Annotated in this window: 17 protein-coding genes; 11 read left to right on the top strand and 6 right to left on the bottom strand. The window is 64.2% G+C overall.

What is annotated here, in order from left to right; genetic code table 11:
• Nucleotides 1-93: 93 nt before the first annotated feature.
• Together F4827_RS18605 and F4827_RS18600 are read left to right on the top strand one after the other, a co-directional pair.
• Complete coding sequence (locus F4827_RS18605) at nt 94-441, top strand: type II toxin-antitoxin system RelB/DinJ family antitoxin (RefSeq protein WP_183725744.1); 348 nt, start codon at nt 94-96, stop codon at nt 439-441.
• Entirely contained in the window at nt 438-725 is a 288-nt protein-coding gene (locus F4827_RS18600) for a type II toxin-antitoxin system RelE/ParE family toxin (protein WP_183725742.1), read from the top strand. Before F4827_RS18605 ends, F4827_RS18600 begins: the two co-directional genes overlap by 4 nt.
• Nucleotides 726-763: 38 nt before the next feature.
• Here F4827_RS18600 and F4827_RS18595 read toward each other — a convergent pair whose 3' ends face one another.
• Together F4827_RS18595 and F4827_RS18590 are read right to left on the bottom strand one after the other, a co-directional pair.
• Nucleotides 764-1,924 carry an ABC transporter substrate-binding protein gene (locus F4827_RS18595; RefSeq protein WP_183725740.1) on the bottom strand — a complete coding sequence of 387 codons (1,161 nt, stop codon included), beginning with the start codon at nt 1,922-1,924 and terminating at the stop codon, nt 764-766.
• Between the two features lie 107 nt (nt 1,925-2,031).
• Nucleotides 2,032-2,973, bottom strand: a complete 942-nt coding sequence (locus tag F4827_RS18590) for a CysB family HTH-type transcriptional regulator (RefSeq protein WP_183725738.1) — start codon at nt 2,971-2,973, stop codon at nt 2,032-2,034.
• A gap of 224 nt (nt 2,974-3,197) precedes the next feature.
• Here F4827_RS18590 and F4827_RS18585 point away from each other — a divergent pair, with 224 nt between their 5' ends.
• From F4827_RS18585 to cobA, 6 genes are all read left to right on the top strand, one after another.
• Complete coding sequence (locus F4827_RS18585) at nt 3,198-4,877, top strand: nitrite/sulfite reductase (protein ID WP_183725736.1); 1,680 nt, start codon at nt 3,198-3,200, stop codon at nt 4,875-4,877.
• 25 nt (nt 4,878-4,902) lie between these two features.
• Nucleotides 4,903-5,439 (top strand): DUF934 domain-containing protein, encoded by a 537-nt coding sequence (locus F4827_RS18580; protein ID WP_183725734.1) that lies wholly within the window; start codon nt 4,903-4,905, stop codon nt 5,437-5,439.
• Nucleotides 5,436-6,227: a phosphoadenylyl-sulfate reductase gene (locus tag F4827_RS18575; RefSeq protein ID WP_183725732.1), complete on the top strand. Its 792-nt coding sequence runs from the start codon at nt 5,436-5,438 to the stop codon at nt 6,225-6,227. Before F4827_RS18580 ends, F4827_RS18575 begins: the two co-directional genes overlap by 4 nt.
• A gap of 122 nt (nt 6,228-6,349) precedes the next feature.
• Nucleotides 6,350-7,312 (top strand): sulfate adenylyltransferase subunit CysD, encoded by a 963-nt coding sequence (cysD, locus tag F4827_RS18570; RefSeq protein ID WP_143886539.1) that lies wholly within the window; start codon nt 6,350-6,352, stop codon nt 7,310-7,312.
• A 25-nt stretch (nt 7,313-7,337) separates the two neighbouring features.
• Entirely contained in the window at nt 7,338-8,654 is a 1,317-nt protein-coding gene (locus F4827_RS18565; protein ID WP_183725730.1) for a sulfate adenylyltransferase subunit 1, read from the top strand.
• Between the two features lie 49 nt (nt 8,655-8,703).
• Nucleotides 8,704-9,465: a uroporphyrinogen-III C-methyltransferase gene (gene cobA, locus F4827_RS18560; RefSeq protein WP_183725728.1), complete on the top strand. Its 762-nt coding sequence runs from the start codon at nt 8,704-8,706 to the stop codon at nt 9,463-9,465.
• A gap of 94 nt (nt 9,466-9,559) precedes the next feature.
• Here cobA and F4827_RS18555 read toward each other — a convergent pair whose 3' ends face one another.
• The 3 genes from F4827_RS18555 to lptF are packed head-to-tail and all read right to left on the bottom strand — an operon-like array spanning nt 9,560 to nt 12,216.
• Nucleotides 9,560-9,949, bottom strand: coding sequence for a sirohydrochlorin chelatase (locus tag F4827_RS18555; RefSeq protein WP_183725726.1), 390 nt, complete (start codon nt 9,947-9,949; stop codon nt 9,560-9,562).
• 14 nt (nt 9,950-9,963) lie between these two features.
• Nucleotides 9,964-11,112 (bottom strand): LPS export ABC transporter permease LptG, encoded by a 1,149-nt coding sequence (gene lptG / locus F4827_RS18550; protein ID WP_183725724.1) that lies wholly within the window; start codon nt 11,110-11,112, stop codon nt 9,964-9,966.
• Nucleotides 11,113-11,115: 3 nt separating this feature from the next.
• Nucleotides 11,116-12,216, bottom strand: a complete 1,101-nt coding sequence (lptF, locus tag F4827_RS18545; protein ID WP_183725722.1) for an LPS export ABC transporter permease LptF — start codon at nt 12,214-12,216, stop codon at nt 11,116-11,118.
• A gap of 134 nt (nt 12,217-12,350) precedes the next feature.
• On the opposite strand from lptF, the gene F4827_RS18540 reads away from it, so the two are divergent.
• From F4827_RS18540 to F4827_RS18530, 3 genes are all read left to right on the top strand, one after another.
• A complete protein-coding gene (locus tag F4827_RS18540) occupies nt 12,351-13,877 on the top strand; it encodes a leucyl aminopeptidase (protein ID WP_183725720.1) in 1,527 nt (508 codons plus the stop codon).
• A gap of 40 nt (nt 13,878-13,917) precedes the next feature.
• On the top strand, nt 13,918-14,334 hold the full coding sequence (locus F4827_RS18535; protein ID WP_183725718.1) for a DNA polymerase III subunit chi: 417 nt from the start codon (nt 13,918-13,920) through the stop codon (nt 14,332-14,334).
• A 67-nt stretch (nt 14,335-14,401) separates the two neighbouring features.
• Nucleotides 14,402-14,992: a DUF2486 family protein gene (locus F4827_RS18530; protein ID WP_183725716.1), complete on the top strand. Its 591-nt coding sequence runs from the start codon at nt 14,402-14,404 to the stop codon at nt 14,990-14,992.
• 9 nt (nt 14,993-15,001) lie between these two features.
• Here the strand turns inward: F4827_RS18530 and F4827_RS18525 are convergent, their stop codons facing one another.
• Nucleotides 15,002-15,397, bottom strand: coding sequence for a c-type cytochrome (locus F4827_RS18525; RefSeq protein ID WP_183725714.1), 396 nt, complete (start codon nt 15,395-15,397; stop codon nt 15,002-15,004).
• Nucleotides 15,398-15,463 lie beyond the last annotated feature (66 nt).

Here is a 15,463-nt window from a genome sequence, read left to right as displayed (position 1 = left end):
AGCGTGTTTAACCTGCTTCAAGGAACCAGCATGTCTCATGTCATACAGATGAATTACAATGCGGCTTCGACCATCACGCGTAGGAGCTGGGGAATGACTGCAAGCGCATTGGTACAGGTCCGCATCGATCCGGCGTTGAAAGAGCGCGCGTCGACGGTGCTAGACAAGATGGGGCTCACCGTGTCCGACGCGGTGCGTATCCTGCTCACGCGCATCGCCAATGAAGGCGCGCTGCCGTTCGACTTTGCGATCGATCCGGCGACGCACGACGCCTGGTTTCGCGCCAGGGTGCGCGAGGCGCTGGAAGATCTCCGCCCGGCCATCGCGGCTGACGACGTGGAAGCGCATTTCGCGAAGCGGCGAGCGGCGACAGCGGCCAGCGCGCTGGAGGAGGACGGCGAAACGACCGCGCACACTGAAACACGGAAGCGTAAAAGTTGAAGGTCGAATGGTCGCCGCTCGCGCTGGCCGACCGCGAAGCGATCTTCGACTTCTCCGAAACCCGTAGTCCGCGCGTGGCTATCGTGCGCGACGAATACATTTCCGCCACGGTGCGGCGCTTACGCCTGTTTCCTGAAATCGGCCGTCATGGGCGTGTTGCGGGCACGCGAGAACTTGTCGTGCGGGGTGCGCCGTTTATCGTGGCTTACCGGCTGGAAGACCAGACCATCACCGTATTGCGTGTGCTCCATTGCTCGCGGCGTTGGCCTGGCGCGATCGACTAGCCGGGGAGTCGGGAAAGGCGCGGCGTCCAGCCCTGCGCCTACTGCCCCAGATACACAAACTTCCCGCCGCGGATCGTGCCCATCACGCTCGCGCGCTGGTCCAGACCCACGTGGTCCTTCTCGCTGGTGTTGACCATGCCGTTGGGCACGACCACTTCGTGCGCGTGTTCAAGCTCGCTGCGCAGCGCGACCCGGAACGCCTCGGTGCCCGGCTGCGCGCTCTTGAGCGCGCGCGCCACCGCATCCTGCAGGCGCGGATAGACGCCCGCCGCGTCGCCCGCGAACTGGGTGACCGTGCCGGGGCCGTATTTGGCTTCGTAAGCATCCACGAATGCCAGAGCGGCTTTCTGCGCCGGTTGATCGGCGGGCAGCGTGCGCGCGACCACAACGGGTTGAGTCGGGAACAGCGTGCCCTCGACGTCCTTGCCGCCCAGCTTGATGAACTCCGGCGTGGCGATGCCGTGAGTCTGATAGATCGCGCCCTTGTAGCCGCGCTCGACCAGCGTGCGCTGCGGCAGCACCGTGGGCGTGCCCGCCCCGGCGATCAGCACGGCGTCGGGCTTCGCGGCAATCAGCTTGAGGATCTGGCCGGTCACGCTTGCATCGGTGCGGTTGAAGCGCTCGCTCGCCACGATCTGGATGTTGCGTTCCTTCGCGAACTTCGTGAATTCGTTGAGCCAGCTATCGCCGTAACTGTCCGCGAAGCCGATGAAGCCCACTGTTTTCACGCCGTGTGCGGCCATGTAGCGCGTCATCACGTCGGCCATCGCGGCGTCCGTCTGCGCCATCTTGAACGCCCAGACGCGCGTGCCTTGCTGCGGCTCGACCACGGAGGCGGAGCCCACGAGCGTGATCATCGGCGTCCTGCTTTCCGCCACGGGATCGAGTGCCGCGAGCGCGGCGGGCGTGATGTTCGGCCCGACGATCACGTCCACGTGGTCTTCGTTGATGAGCTTGCGGATGTTGCGCACGGCCGCGCCCGGGTCGGAGCCGTCGTCGAGCACGATGTACTCGGCCTTTTGCCCCGCGATCGTCGGCGGCCACATCAGCATCGCATTCTTGCTGGTGATGCCGATGGCGGCGGCCGGGCCGGTGCTCGACAGGTCGATACCGACTTTCAGGTCGGCGTGCGCGGTGGGGGCGATCGTGGCCAGCGCGAGCGCGCAGGCCGTCAGGCAAGGACGCAGATACGACTTCATGCGACGGTCTCCAGGCAGGAAAAAAGCGGGAAGCGTTTTGTTATCTGGCGGTGCGATGCAACCAGGAGCGATTGGCGGCTAGCCATGGCGGCGCGGCCGCCGCGTCTTTACAGTTCGTAAGTCTCGTGTTCGCCCTTGAGCGCCTGTTCGATCAGCTTGCGGTTCAGGCTCGGCGAGAGCAGTTCGACCAGCGTGTATACATAACTGCGCAGATACGCGCCTTGCTTGAGCGCCACGCGCGTCACGTTGCTGCCGAACAGGTGGCCGACGGGCACCGCGCGCAGATGGCGGTCGCGCTCGGCGTTGAAGGCGATATCGGCCATGATCCCCACGCCCAGCCCCAGCTCCACGTAGGTCTTGATGACATCCGCGTCGATGGCTTCGAGCACGATGTCCGGTTGCAGCCCGCGCAGGCGAAACGCCTCGTTGATCTTGGTGCGGCCCGCAAAGGCGTTGTCGTAGGTGATCAGCGGATATTGGGCCAGATCGTCGAGCGAGAGCGGCTTGCGCTCCAGCAGCGGATGATCGGGCAGCATCACGGCCACGTGGTGCCAGGTGAAGCAGGGCAGCGAAACCAGCTCCTTGTAGTTGGAGATGGCTTCGGTGGCGATCGCCAGATCGGCCTGGTCGTGCAGCACCATCTCGGCCACCTGGGTGGGGCTGCCTTGCAGGATCGACAGATGCACCTTCGGAAAGCGCCGCTTGAACTCGGCGATGGCCGCGGGCAGGGAGTAGCGCGCCTGCGTATGCGTGGCGGCGATCACCAGGTTGCCCTGGTCCTGCGCCGCGTAGTCCTTGCCGACGCGCTTGAGGCTCTCCACTTCCTGAAGGATGCGCTCGACCGACGCCAGAATGATCCGGCCCGGTTCCGTGAGCGAGCGCACGCGCTTGCCATGGCGGGTGAAGATTTCGACCCCTAATTCGTCCTCGAGCTCGATGATGGCCTTCGAGACGCCCGGCTGGCTTGTATACAGTGCCTTGGCCGCTTCCGTGAGGTTGAAATTCTGTCGTACGGCCTCGCGGACGAAGCGGAACTGGTGGAGGTTCATATATAACCCCTTGGCATATCAACCTGATTTTTAGATCGTTTGAAATATAAGGCGAGTTTATTACCATTTCCCCAACTTTTCCAATATGGATATCTGTTTTGGTCATTAGCAAATGACCGGCGACTTGAAGGCGCCGGCCAGGCTGGAACAGAAATAGCGAAGTCGAAGTCGGAGAACGCGGCGTAACCGGAACGCCGCGATTGATACAACCCTGGGGTCCCCGAATGTACCAATACGATCAGTACGACCAGACCATCGTCGACGAGCGCGTCGCGCAATACAGCGACCAGGTTCGCCGCCGCCTGTCGGGCGAATTGAGCGAAGAAGAATTCCGCCCGTTGCGTCTGCAGAACGGCCTGTACTACCAGCGCCACGCCTACATGCTTCGCGTGGCGATTCCGTACGGCAATTTGCGTAGCGACCAGTTGCGCATGCTCGGCCAGATCGCGCGCGAGCACGACCGCGAATACGGCCACTTCTCGACGCGCTCGAACATCCAGTACAACTGGATCAAGCTCGAAGAAACGCCCGAAATCCTCGCCAAGCTCGCTTCGGTCCAGATGCACGGCATCCAGACCTCGGGCAACTGTATCCGCAACATCACCGCCGACCAGTTCGCGGGCGTGACGCCAGACGAAGTCGTCGATCCGCGCCCGTGGGCCGAGATCATGCGTCAGTGGTCGACGTTCCACCCCGAATTCGCGTGGCTGCCGCGCAAGTTCAAGATCGCCGTGTCCGGGTCGAAGCAAGACCGCGCGGCGGTGCAGATTCACGATCTGGGCGTGTACCTGGAGCGCAACGAGCAGGGCGAAATCGTCGCCAACATTCTGGCGGGCGGCGGTCTGGGCCGTACGCCGATCATCGGCGCGATCATCAAGCGCAATCTGCCGTGGCAGCATCTGCTGACCTACTGCGAAGCCGTGCTGCGCGTGTACAACCGCTACGGCCGCCGCGACAACCTCTACAAGGCGCGTATCAAGATTCTCGTGAAGGCGCTCTCGCCCGAGAAGTTCGCGCAGCAAGTGGAAGAAGAGTGGCAGCACATCAAGGACGGCCCTTCGACGCTCACGCAGGCCGAAGTCGATCGCGTCTCGCAATACTTCGCGCCGCCGGCCTACGAAAAGCTTGCCGATACCGACGCCTCGTATGAAACGCATCTGCTCGAAAACCGCGCGTTCGCGCGCTGGGTCGAGCGCAATACGCGTCCGCATCGCGTGCCGGGTTATGCATCGGTGACGATCTCGCTCAAGCCGCGCAACATCGCGCCGGGCGACGCCACCGACAAGCAGATGGAAGCGGTGGCCGACTGGGCCGACGAATACTCGTTCGGCCAGATCCGCGTCTCGCACGAGCAGAACCTGATTCTCGCCGACGTGAAGAAGCGCGACCTGTTCGCGCTGTGGGAAAAGGCCAAAGAGCAAGGTTTCGCGACCGCCAATATCGGCCTGCTGACCGACATCATCGCCTGCCCGGGCGGCGACTTCTGCTCGCTTGCAAATGCGAAGTCGATCCCCATCGCGCTGGCGATCCAGGAGCGCTTCGACAACCTCGATTTCGTCTACGACCTGGGCGACCTGTCGTTCAACATCTCGGGCTGCATGAACTCGTGCGGTCACCACCACGTCGGCAACATCGGCGTGCTGGGTGTGGATAAGGACGGCTCGGAGTGGTATCAGGTGTCGCTCGGCGGCGAGCAGGGCAACGGCGCCAACGGCGCACGCCTTGGCCGCGTGATCGGCCCGTCGTTCTCGGCGGAAGAAATGCCCGACGTGGTGTCCAAGGTGATCGACACGTTCGTCGAAAACCGCATCGACGGCGAGCGTTTCATCGACACGTACGACCGCATCGGCATGGCCCCGTTCAAGGAGCGCGTGTACGCCTCGCGCCAGCCGGCCCACGCCTGATCAACGAGAAACGAGAGTTAAAAGCATGACAACATTGATCATCAGGAACCGCGAGATCGTTGAAGACAACTGGCAGGTCGTGCGTGCAGCCGAAGACGGCGCGCTGCCCGACGTGGGCGCGCTGCCCGCGGGCAAGCTGCTGGTTCCGTTCGCGTACTGGCAGGCCAACCGCGAAGCGCTGGCCGCGCGCGGCAAGGACGATCTCGGCGTTTGGCTTGCGCCGGACAGCGAACCGGCTGACGTGGTCGCCGATTTCGACAAGGTCGCGCTGATCGCGATCGACTTCCCGGTGTTCCGCGATGGCCGCGGCTATTCGATCGCGCGCCTCTTGCGCGAGCGTTATGGCTACAAGGGCGAAATCCGCGCGATCGGCGACGTGCTGCGCGATCAACTGCGCTTCTACGAGCGCTGCGGCTTCAACGCCTACGCACTGCGCGCCGACAAGGACATCAACGACGCACTCAAGGCGTTCACCGAATTCACGGTGCAATACCAGGGCGCGTTCGACGAGCCGTCGCCGCTGTTCCGTCGCCGTCTGGCACAAGCGGGCGCCGCCGCATGAGCACCGCTTCTTCCACGCCAGCCAGCGAAGTCACGGCTGACTTGCAGGCGAAGATCGGGCGCCTCGATGCGCTGCTCGATTCGATCGCCGCACGTCACGCCAAGGTGAAGCTAGCCAGCAGCCTCGCCGCCGAAGACATGTTGCTCACCCACGCGATCCTGTCGCGCGGCGTGAACATCGGCATCTTCTCGCTGAATACGGGCCGCCTGCATGCGGAAACCCTCGGCATGATCGATACGGTGCGCGAGCGCTACGGCTACGAGATCGAGCAGTTCCATCCGCAGCAGGACGCAATCGACGAATACGTCACGCAGCACGGCTTGAACGCTTTCTACGAAAGCGTCGATCTGCGCAAGCGCTGCTGCGAGATCCGCAAGGTCGAGCCGCTCAACCGTGCGCTCTCGGGCGTGTCGGCATGGGTGACGGGCCAGCGCCGCGAGCAGTCGGTCACGCGCGCTGAGCTGCACGAGGAAGAACGCGATGAAGCCCGCAACATCGACAAGTTCAATCCGCTCGCGGACTGGACCGAAGCCGATGTGTGGGACTACCTGCGCGCCTTCGAAGTGCCCGTGAACCCGCTGCATGCGCGCGGCTATCCGAGCATCGGCTGCGAGCCCTGCACGCGTGCGATCCGTCCCGGCGAAGACAGCCGCGCGGGCCGCTGGTGGTGGGAATCGCGCGATACGAAGGAATGCGGACTGCACATCACCTCGGTGTCGGCGATTCCGGTGGTGGAGGCTTCCGGCGAGGCATCGCCGCTGGTTTCCCCAATCGGCCACGCAAGCTAAGATTGAAGTTTTCGCGCCGCTTTCAGCGTTACAGCGAACGGTAGCGAAGTCGAATACAGAGTAACGCGCCCTGATTTTTCCGAATCTCCGGAACGGGCGCGATCAGACGAAGGATTCCGAACATGAGCACGACGCTCGACTCCGCAGTGAACGCGCCGCTTCAGGTCACGGCGAATCGCATGGACCATCTCGACTGGCTCGAAGCCGAGTCGATCCACATCCTGCGCGAACTGGTTGCCGAGTGCAGCAAGCCCGCGCTGCTGTTCTCGGGCGGCAAGGATTCGGTGGTCGTGCTCGCACTCGCGCTGAAGGCGTTTGGTCTGGGCGCGAACCGCAAGACTTCGCTGCCGTTCCCGCTGGTGCACATCGACACGGGCCACAACTACGAGGAAGTGATCGACTTCCGCGATCGCCGTGCCGCCGAAATTGGCGCGGAACTCGTGGTCGGTCATGTCGAAGATTCGATCAAGAAGGGCACGGTGCGTCTGCGCCGCGAAACCGATTCGCGTAACGCTGCGCAAGCGGTCACCCTGCTTGAAACCATCGAGCAATACGGCTACACCGCGATGATCGGCGGTGCGCGCCGCGACGAAGAAAAGGCGCGTGCGAAAGAGCGCATCTTCTCGTTCCGCGACGAATTCGGCCAGTGGGACCCGAAGGCGCAGCGCCCGGAACTCTGGAGCCTGTACAACGCGCGTCTGCACAACGGCGAACACCTGCGCGTGTTCCCGATCTCGAACTGGACCGAACTGGATGTGTGGCAGTACATCGAGCGAGAAAAGCTCGAACTGCCGTCGATCTACTACGCGCACCAGCGCGAGATCGTGCGCCGCAACGGCCTGCTCGTGCCGGTCACGCCGCTCACGCCGATGAAGGAAGGCGAAGTCAGCGAAATGGCGCAGGTGCGTTTCCGCACCGTTGGCGACATCAGCTGCACCTGCCCGGTGGCGAGCGATGCCGACAACATCGAGAAGATCATCGCTGAAACGGCCGTGACCGAAATCACGGAACGCGGCGCCACGCGCATGGACGACCAGGCGTCGGAAGCCGCGATGGAACAGCGCAAGAAGCAAGGTTATTTCTAAAGAGCACGCAGAGGAAAGATTAGACATGGTTACGACGCATCAACCTGAAGACCTCGGCGTGCTGCGCTTCATCACGGCGGGCAGTGTGGACGACGGCAAGAGCACGCTGATCGGCCGCCTGCTGTACGACAGCAAGGCCGTTCTCTCGGATCAACTCTCGGCGCTTTCGCGTGCGAAGAACAAGCGCACCGTGGGCGACGAAATCGATCTCTCGCTGCTCACGGACGGCCTCGAAGCCGAGCGCGAGCAGGGCATCACGATCGACGTGGCGTACCGCTACTTCGCCACGGCCAAGCGCAAATTCATCATCGCCGATACCCCGGGCCACGAGCAGTACACGCGCAACATGGTGACGGGCGCGTCCACTGCGCACGCCGCGATCATCCTGATCGACCCCACGCGCGTGACGGTCGAAAACGGCGTCACGCAGTTGCTGCCGCAAACCAAGCGCCACAGCGCCATCGTCAAGCTGCTCGGCCTGCAGCACGTGATCGTCGCCATCAACAAGATGGATCTGGTCGATTACAGCGAAGCCACCTTCAACCTGATCCGCGAAGCGTATGTCGAACTCGCGCGTCAACTGGGTCTGGAGAACGTGCGCTTCGTGCCGGTGTCGGCGCTCAAGGGCGACAACATCGTCGGCCTGAGCGAACGCATGCCGTGGTATGCGGGCCAGCCGCTGCTCGACGTGCTGGAACAACTGCCGGTCGCGCAGGCAACGGGCGACGCGCTGCGCTTCCCGGTGCAGTGGGTGGCGCGCCAGGACGGTTCGAGCGCCGACGACTTCCGCGGCTACATGGGCCGTGTGGAAGCGGGCGAAGTGAAGCTCGGCGACGCCATCACGGTGCTGCCGGCCGGTCGCTCGGCAACCGTTGCGGAAATCATCGCGCCGGTGCCGGGCGGCACGGCGCAGGTCGATCGCGCCTTCGCGGGCCAGACCGTGACGATTCGCCTGTCGGAGGATGTGGACGTGTCGCGCGGCGATACCTTCGTGCCGGCCAGCGATGCGACGCAACCGGCGAAGAAGCTCGAAGCGGACCTCTGCTGGTTCGACGAGGAGCCGCTCTCGCCGCAGCGCAAGTACCTGCTCAAGCAGACCACCAGCACGGTGTTCGCGAAGATCGGCGCGATCAAGGAAGTGCTCGACGTGCATACGCTGTCGCACGCCGTGGACCGCCAGGACCTCGCCATGAACGACATCGGCCGCGTTTCGCTGACGCTGCAAAAGCCGGTGGTCGCGGACCTGTATGATGTGCATCCCGGCACCGGCGCGTTCGTGCTCATCGACGAGGCGACGCATCACACGGTGGCTGCGGGCATGATCCGCGCGCTGACGGCTTAAGCCGCTTCAAGCGCACGTGCTCGCTCCGGTCGATACAGGGTTCTGAAACATGGGTAAGGTCTATCTGATCGGCGCCGGACCGGGCGCCGCGGATCTCATCACCGTACGCGGCGCGCGCCTGCTTGGCCAGGCGCAGGTCGTGCTGCACGACGCGCTGGTCGAACCGGCGATGCTCGACTATGCGCCGCAGAGCGCGAAGTTCATCGCGGTCGGCAAGCGTTGCGGCCAGCGCTCGACGGCGCAGCAGTTCATCAACAAGCAACTGGTGGATGCGGCGCGCGAGCACGATATCGTCGTGCGTCTGAAGGGCGGCGATCCGATGCTGTTCGGTCGCGCGGATGAAGAGATGCGCGCGCTCGAAGCCGCGGGCATCGAGTTCGAAGTCGTGCCGGGCATTACGGCGGCGCTCGCCAGTGCGGCGACGCTGCAACGCTCGTTGACGCTGCGTGGCGTGTCGCGCAGCGTGGCGCTGGCCACCTATTCGCGCGCGGCGGGCAGCGACGAGATCCGCGAGCACGTGAACGCCGATTCGCTGGTGTTCTACATGGGCCGCGACAGTGCGCCCGATATCGCGCAGCAGTTGATCGATGCGGGCCGTCCGGGCTCCACGCCCGTGGCAATCGTCGAAGCGTGCAGCACGCCGCGCGAGCGCATGCTCACGCTCACGCTGGCGCGGCTGGCGGCGGGCGAGGCGCAGGACTGGCTCGATGCGGCGCAGCCGAGCCTGCTGATGATCGGCGAAGCATTCGCCGAGCGGGCACGGCAGCAGGCCGATGCCGACGAGGCCGGAGCCAACGCGCTGGCCGCCTGAAGAATCAAGACGGGGGTTGCGCCATAAGAAAGCAGAAGGGCCGCTGAAAAGCGGCCCTTCTTGCGTTTATAGGCGTGCTTTCAGGGGGCGTGCTTTATTGGCCGTGAGTCAGGCAGTACTGCACGATCGCGTCGAGCACGCCATCGTCTTCGCCCACGGCCGTCGCGCAATCGATCTTGATGTCCGGATGCTCCGCCTGGCACTGCGCGATCAGTTCGGGCAGATCGCGGCGGATATGGCCGCCCTGACCGAAGAACACCGGCACCACGGTGATCGCCGTGACGCCCTGCGCGAGCTGCGCGGCGACGGCTTCGGGCAGGCTGGGCGTCATCAGTTCGAGAAACGCGAGATCGACGGGACCGACGTTGCCTTGCGAAGCGCGCGATGCGGCCAGCTTGCCCGCAAGACGCGTGAACGGCTCTTTCCAGCGCGCGTCGCGCGCGCCGTGGCCGAAGAGAATCATGCCGTGTGAGCCTGTCGTCATCGTTATCGTCGCCGTCAGTGTCGATCCACCCACTTCAAGCCCAACAACCCAAGCGCCAGATAGATCAACGCTGGAGTCGCCGCCGTGAGCGGCGCGGGCCAGGTATTCAGATTGCCGATGTGCGAGAACAGCGTGTTGACGAGCTGGAAGCTCATGCCCAGCATGATCCCGCCGAACACCTTCACGCCCACCACGCCCGCGCGCGTATGCAGATACGCGAACGGCAGCGACAGCACCAGCATCACGAACACCGCGAACGGGTAGAGCAGTTTGCGCCACAGCGCGATTTCATAGCGCTGCGTGTCCTGGTGGTTCTCGGTCAAGTGCTGGATGTAGCGGAACAGATTGAACATCGACATGCGATCCGGCGACACCAGCAGCACCGACAGAATCTGCGGCGTGAGTTCCGAGCGCAGCGAGTATTCAGGCGTCGACGTCTGCGTGGCGCGATAGATCGGCGCGAGCGCGTCGCCCGGCTGATTCTGCGGCGGCGGCACGCTGATCAGTTCGGTGTCCGTCACGTCCTTGAGCAGCCAGTGGCCCGGCGGCTGGTACTTGCCGCTTTGCGCCACACGCACGTTCGACAGGCGGAACTGCGAATCGAATTCGTAGATGCGCACGTTGGTGATGGTCGCATCGGGCAACAACTGGCCGACGTTGACGAAGCGCGTGGCCTGCTCGCCATCGGCGCGCCTGGTCAGCGTGTCCTTGACCCACACACCCGACTTGAAGTCGGTCGAGACCGCCGAACCGAGTGCTTCCAGACGCACCTTTTCCGACAGCTGATCCGTGTACGGACCGACCACTTCGCCGATCAGATAGGTGAGCAGCACCAGCGGAATGCCGATCTTGAGCAGCGAGCGCAGCGCCTGGCCGGTTGCCAGACCCGAGACGCGGAAGATCGTGAATTCCGAGCTGGCGGCCATCTGCGCGAATACGTAGATCGCCGCGATCAGCGCCGCGACCGGGATGATTTCATAGAGCCGCGACGGCGCCTGCAGCGCCACGCGCAGCACCGCATAGGTGAACTTGTAGTTGCCGTGGCCGACCGAGTTCAGCTCGTTGATCAGGTCGAAGAAGAAGAACAGGCCGGAGAAGGCGAACAGAATGAAGATGAACGTCAGGTAGATCTGGCGCGCAAAGTATTTCTCGTAGATGCGCATCGGTCAGTTCCCCTGCGACGCGCGGCTGAACATCGCGCGGGTAAAGAGCGGCCGGTTGCGCACACGCAGCCAGAAAATAAACACGACGAGCGCGAGCACGATGATGTGCAGGATCACAAGGCCAACGCCGAAGGCCATCTTGCCTTGCTCGATCTGCGACTGCACCACGTTGAGCAGGTTCGAATAAGTGAGGTAGATCAGCACGGCCATCACGAGGTTGATGGTGCGGCTGCGGCGCGGATTCTGGTACGCGAGCGGGATCGCCAGCAGCATCAGATTGATCGCGATCAACGGCAGACCCATACGCCAGGCGAACTCGCCCAGGTTGTCGTTGGTCGGGTTGCGCAGCAGATCCGGCGTGGACGTGGTGCTGGACGTGGGCGTATTGACCACCGGCTGGCTCTGGATCTTCACGCCGTAGCGCTGGAATTCGGAGATGCGGAAGTCGGGGTGGCCCGGTTCGCCATCGTAACGGCGGCCATTCTCCAGCACGATGAAGCGGTCGCCGTCCCTGGTGATTTCCGTGTGGCCGGTCTTCGACACGATCACGTTGACCTTGCCGTTTTCCGTGCTGGTGACGAACACGTTCTCCACGCGCGCCTGGTCGGGGCTCATGCTTTCGATGAAGAACACGCGATGCGTGGTGGGCGATTCGCGGAACTGGCCAGGCGCGAGCAGCGACACTTCATCGCGCTGCTGGAAGCGCGCGCGAATCAGCTTGCTCTGCGCGTTCGACCACGGCCAGCCGATAAAGGCAAAGAACACGATCGCAAGGATGATCGGCGTGGAGAACACGGCGATCGGCTTGATCAGGCGCGTGAGGCTCACCCCGGAGGCGAGCCAGACGACCATTTCGGAATCCTTGTACCAGCGCGTGAGCACGAACAGGATCGACACGAAGAGCGTGACGATGAGCATCACGGCGAGATAGCCGATCACGGTCAGGCCGATCAGGACCAGCACGTCGCGCGGGTCGATCTGGCCCGATGCCGCGAAGCCGACGATGCGGATCATCATCGTCGTCAGCATGATCGTGAGCAGAACCATGAACACGGCGCCGGCCGTGTACGCGAGTTCGCGCTGCAGGGAACGTTCGAAGATCATTCTAGATGGGCAGGGCGGGCGGCCTGCGCCGGGCGCCGCGCAGCTTGCGCTACCACCCAGGAGCCGCCGCGGGAAAAATAGCGGATAATTGCGGCTTTCATCCTAAGCCCTGATTTTATCCGAGGACAAGCGCGATGGACTTTAGCATAAAAGCCTGTGATTGGAGCAAAGGCGGGGAAGGCCCCTTCCTGACCGGCAAGTCGGATTGCGTCGTGGTCGGTGTCTTCGAAGCGCAGACCCTCTCCGGCGCGGCGTTCGTGATCGACGGCGCGCTCGGCGGCACCATCGCCCGCGTGGTCAAGGCCGGTGACATGGACGGCAAGCCCGGGTCGACCTTGTTCCTGCCGGAAGTCACTGGCATCGGCGCCTCGCGCGTGCTGCTGGTCGGCCTCGGCAAGCAGGATGCATTTGGCCAGAAGGCCTATGGCGAAGCGGTCCGGGCGGCATGGCGCGCGATTCTCGGCACGCGCATCGCCCAGGTTACGTTCTCGCTCGCGCAGTTGCCCATCCAGGAACGCACCGGCGAATGGGCCGTGCGCGCCGCGATCCTCGCGCTGCGCAACGAGACCTACCGCTTCACGCAGATGAAGAGCAAGCCCGATGTGGCCCAGCGCGCGCTCAAGCGCGTCGTCTTCAGCGTGGACGCCGCCGACGAAAAGGCCGCCAAGGTTTCGGCCAAACAGGCGGTGGCGCTGGCCAACGGCATGGACCTCACGCGCGACCTCGGCAATCTGCCGGGCAACGTCTGCACGCCCACGTATCTTGCGGCCACGGCCAAGAAGCTCGCCCGCGACTGGAAGCTCAAGGCCGAAGTATTGGGCGAGCGCCAGATCGAAGCGCTCAAGATGGGCTCGTTTCTTTCTGTAACAAGGGGCTCCGTCGAACCGCCGCAGTTCATCGTGCTGCACTACCAGGGCGCCAGCGCCAAGGCCGCGCCGATCGTGCTGGTTGGCAAGGGCATCACGTTCGACACGGGCGGCATTTCGCTCAAGCCCGGCGAGGGCATGGACGAGATGAAGTACGACATGTGCGGCGCGGGTTCGGTGCTGGGCACGATGCGTGCGGTCGCGGAAATGGGCCTGAAGCTCAACGTGATCGGCGTGGTTCCGACCTGCGAGAACATGCCGGCCGGCAACGCCACCAAGCCGGGCGACATCGTCACGACGATGGCGGGCCTCACGGTGGAAGTGCTCAACACCGATGCCGAAGGCCGCCTGATCCTGTGCGACGCGCTCACGTACGTCGAGCGCTTCAAGCCGGCTGCCGTGATCGATATCGCCACGCTCACGGGCGCCTGCGTGATTGCCCTCGGCCATCACAACAGCGGTCTGTTCTCGAAGGACGATGCGCTCGCCGGCGAGCTGCTCGACGCGTCGCGCGAAGCGAACGACCCGGCCTGGCGCCTGCCGCTCGACGACGAGTATCAGGACCAGCTCAAGTCGAATTTCGCGGACCTCGCCAATATCGGCGGACGTCCGGGCGGAGCGGTGACGGCGGCGTGCTTCCTGTCGCGCTTTACCGAAGCGTATCCGTGGGCTCACCTGGACATCGCCGGTACGGCATGGAAGGGCGGCGCGGCCAAGGGTGCGACGGGTCGTCCGGTGCCGCTGCTCGCGCAGTTCCTGATCGATCGGGCCGCGGACGGTCGCGCGGGGCAATGACGTTGAACGTAGTGAAGGTAACGAAAGAAGGGCACGCGGCATGACGCGCATCGACTTCCACACCAACGTGGGCGATGCGCTGCTGTACGCTTGCCGCCTCGTGCGCAAGGCGTATCTGGCCGACCAGCAGGTTGTCGTGCTGGCCGAGCCGGCGCGCCTGCGTACCTTCGACGAGCTGCTGTGGACCTTCTCGCCGCTTGAGTTTGTGCCTCACTGCATGGCCGACAACGCGGAGGCCGTGCAGACGCCCATCGTGCTTACCGCCGATCTCGAACGTGCGCCGCATCATCGCGTGCTGCTGAACCTCGGCGCTGCGGTGCCGCCGCAGTTCGCGCGCTTCGAGCGTTTGCTGGAAGTGATCGGCGATGCGCCCGAGGAACTGGCGTCGGGCCGCGAGCGCTATCGTTTCTATCGCGACCGCGGCTATACGCTGAACAACTACAGGCAGGGTGGTTGAGCGCTCGCAGCAGCGCTCGCCTGCCGCGCCTGGTGATTTGCCGGATCGATATCCGAAGGAGGTGATCGTGTCCGACCTGCATGAGATCGAAGAGGCCCCGATCCCGCTTTTGAGCGACATCCTCGTGGCGGGCAATCTGCTGCGCGCGCGCTCGCCGTTCGAGCGTTCGCGGGTGCCGGAAGCGGCGGACGCAGCCGCGCTGGCCGGTTTGGTGCCGGCGTCCGCCCCGGAACCATTCGCGACGCCCACGTCTGCCGAGACGATGGCAGCGGTGCATTCGGTGCACGAGCCCACGCTCGCTCCTGAGCCAACACCTGAGTTCGCGCATCAAGCCGCGCATGGAGCCGCGAGCGAACCCGTCACCGCGCCCGTGCGCGAAGATTCCTATGCGCTCTACGCCCAGGATGCCGACGCGCTGGTCGAACGCCTGCGCGGACGTGCGCTGAGCTGGCTGACCGGCGAGGGGCGCGGTGTGATCGAACAGCGTTGCAGTGCAGCGATGCAGGAGCATTCGCACTGGATCGTGGGGCAGGTGTCGCGCGAGATTGGCCTCGCGCTCGAAACCGAGCTCAAGGGCTGGGTGAAGGCGGCGGTGCGCGAAGAACTGGCCGCGCGCGCCACGCATGGGACCACGACGGGTCAAACGCCCAGCGCGTGATCTCCAGGATCACTTCAACGTAAGAATCCAGCTCGCGAGCATGGCCGCCTGGCCCGGGCTCAGTTGCGTGTTGGCGGGCATCGGCACCATGCCCCATACGCCCGCGCTGCCTTCCATGATCTTGTGCGCAAGATAGGTCTGCGCTTCGGGCCTGGCTGCGTATTTCGACGCCACATCGCGCAGGGCGGGACCCATGAAGGTGCGCGTGACCGAATGGCAGCTCATGCAGTTCTGTTGCTGTGCGAGCGCAAGGCCGCCAGGGGTGCTGCCCGGTCCCCCTTGCGCGTGGGCGGCCGGGGCTGCAAACGTGCAGCTCAACGCCAATGCGGCTAGTGCTGCGATGCTCCGTGCCAGCGGGGCGGCTGGCGTCGCTGTCTTGTTCTTCGCTTGCGACTTCAGTTTCATGCTGGTCTCCGCCAGCGTGGTCGCCGGCTGTGTCGTCGCATTATAGAAGCAAAGGGCGCGCGTTCT

The sequence above is a fragment of the Paraburkholderia bannensis genome (genome assembly GCF_014200455.1).
Classification (GTDB): domain Bacteria; phylum Pseudomonadota; class Gammaproteobacteria; order Burkholderiales; family Burkholderiaceae; genus Paraburkholderia; species Paraburkholderia bannensis_A.
Note: the sequence above shows the minus strand (reverse complement) of the source record. Positions and strands in the feature narration are given on the sequence as shown.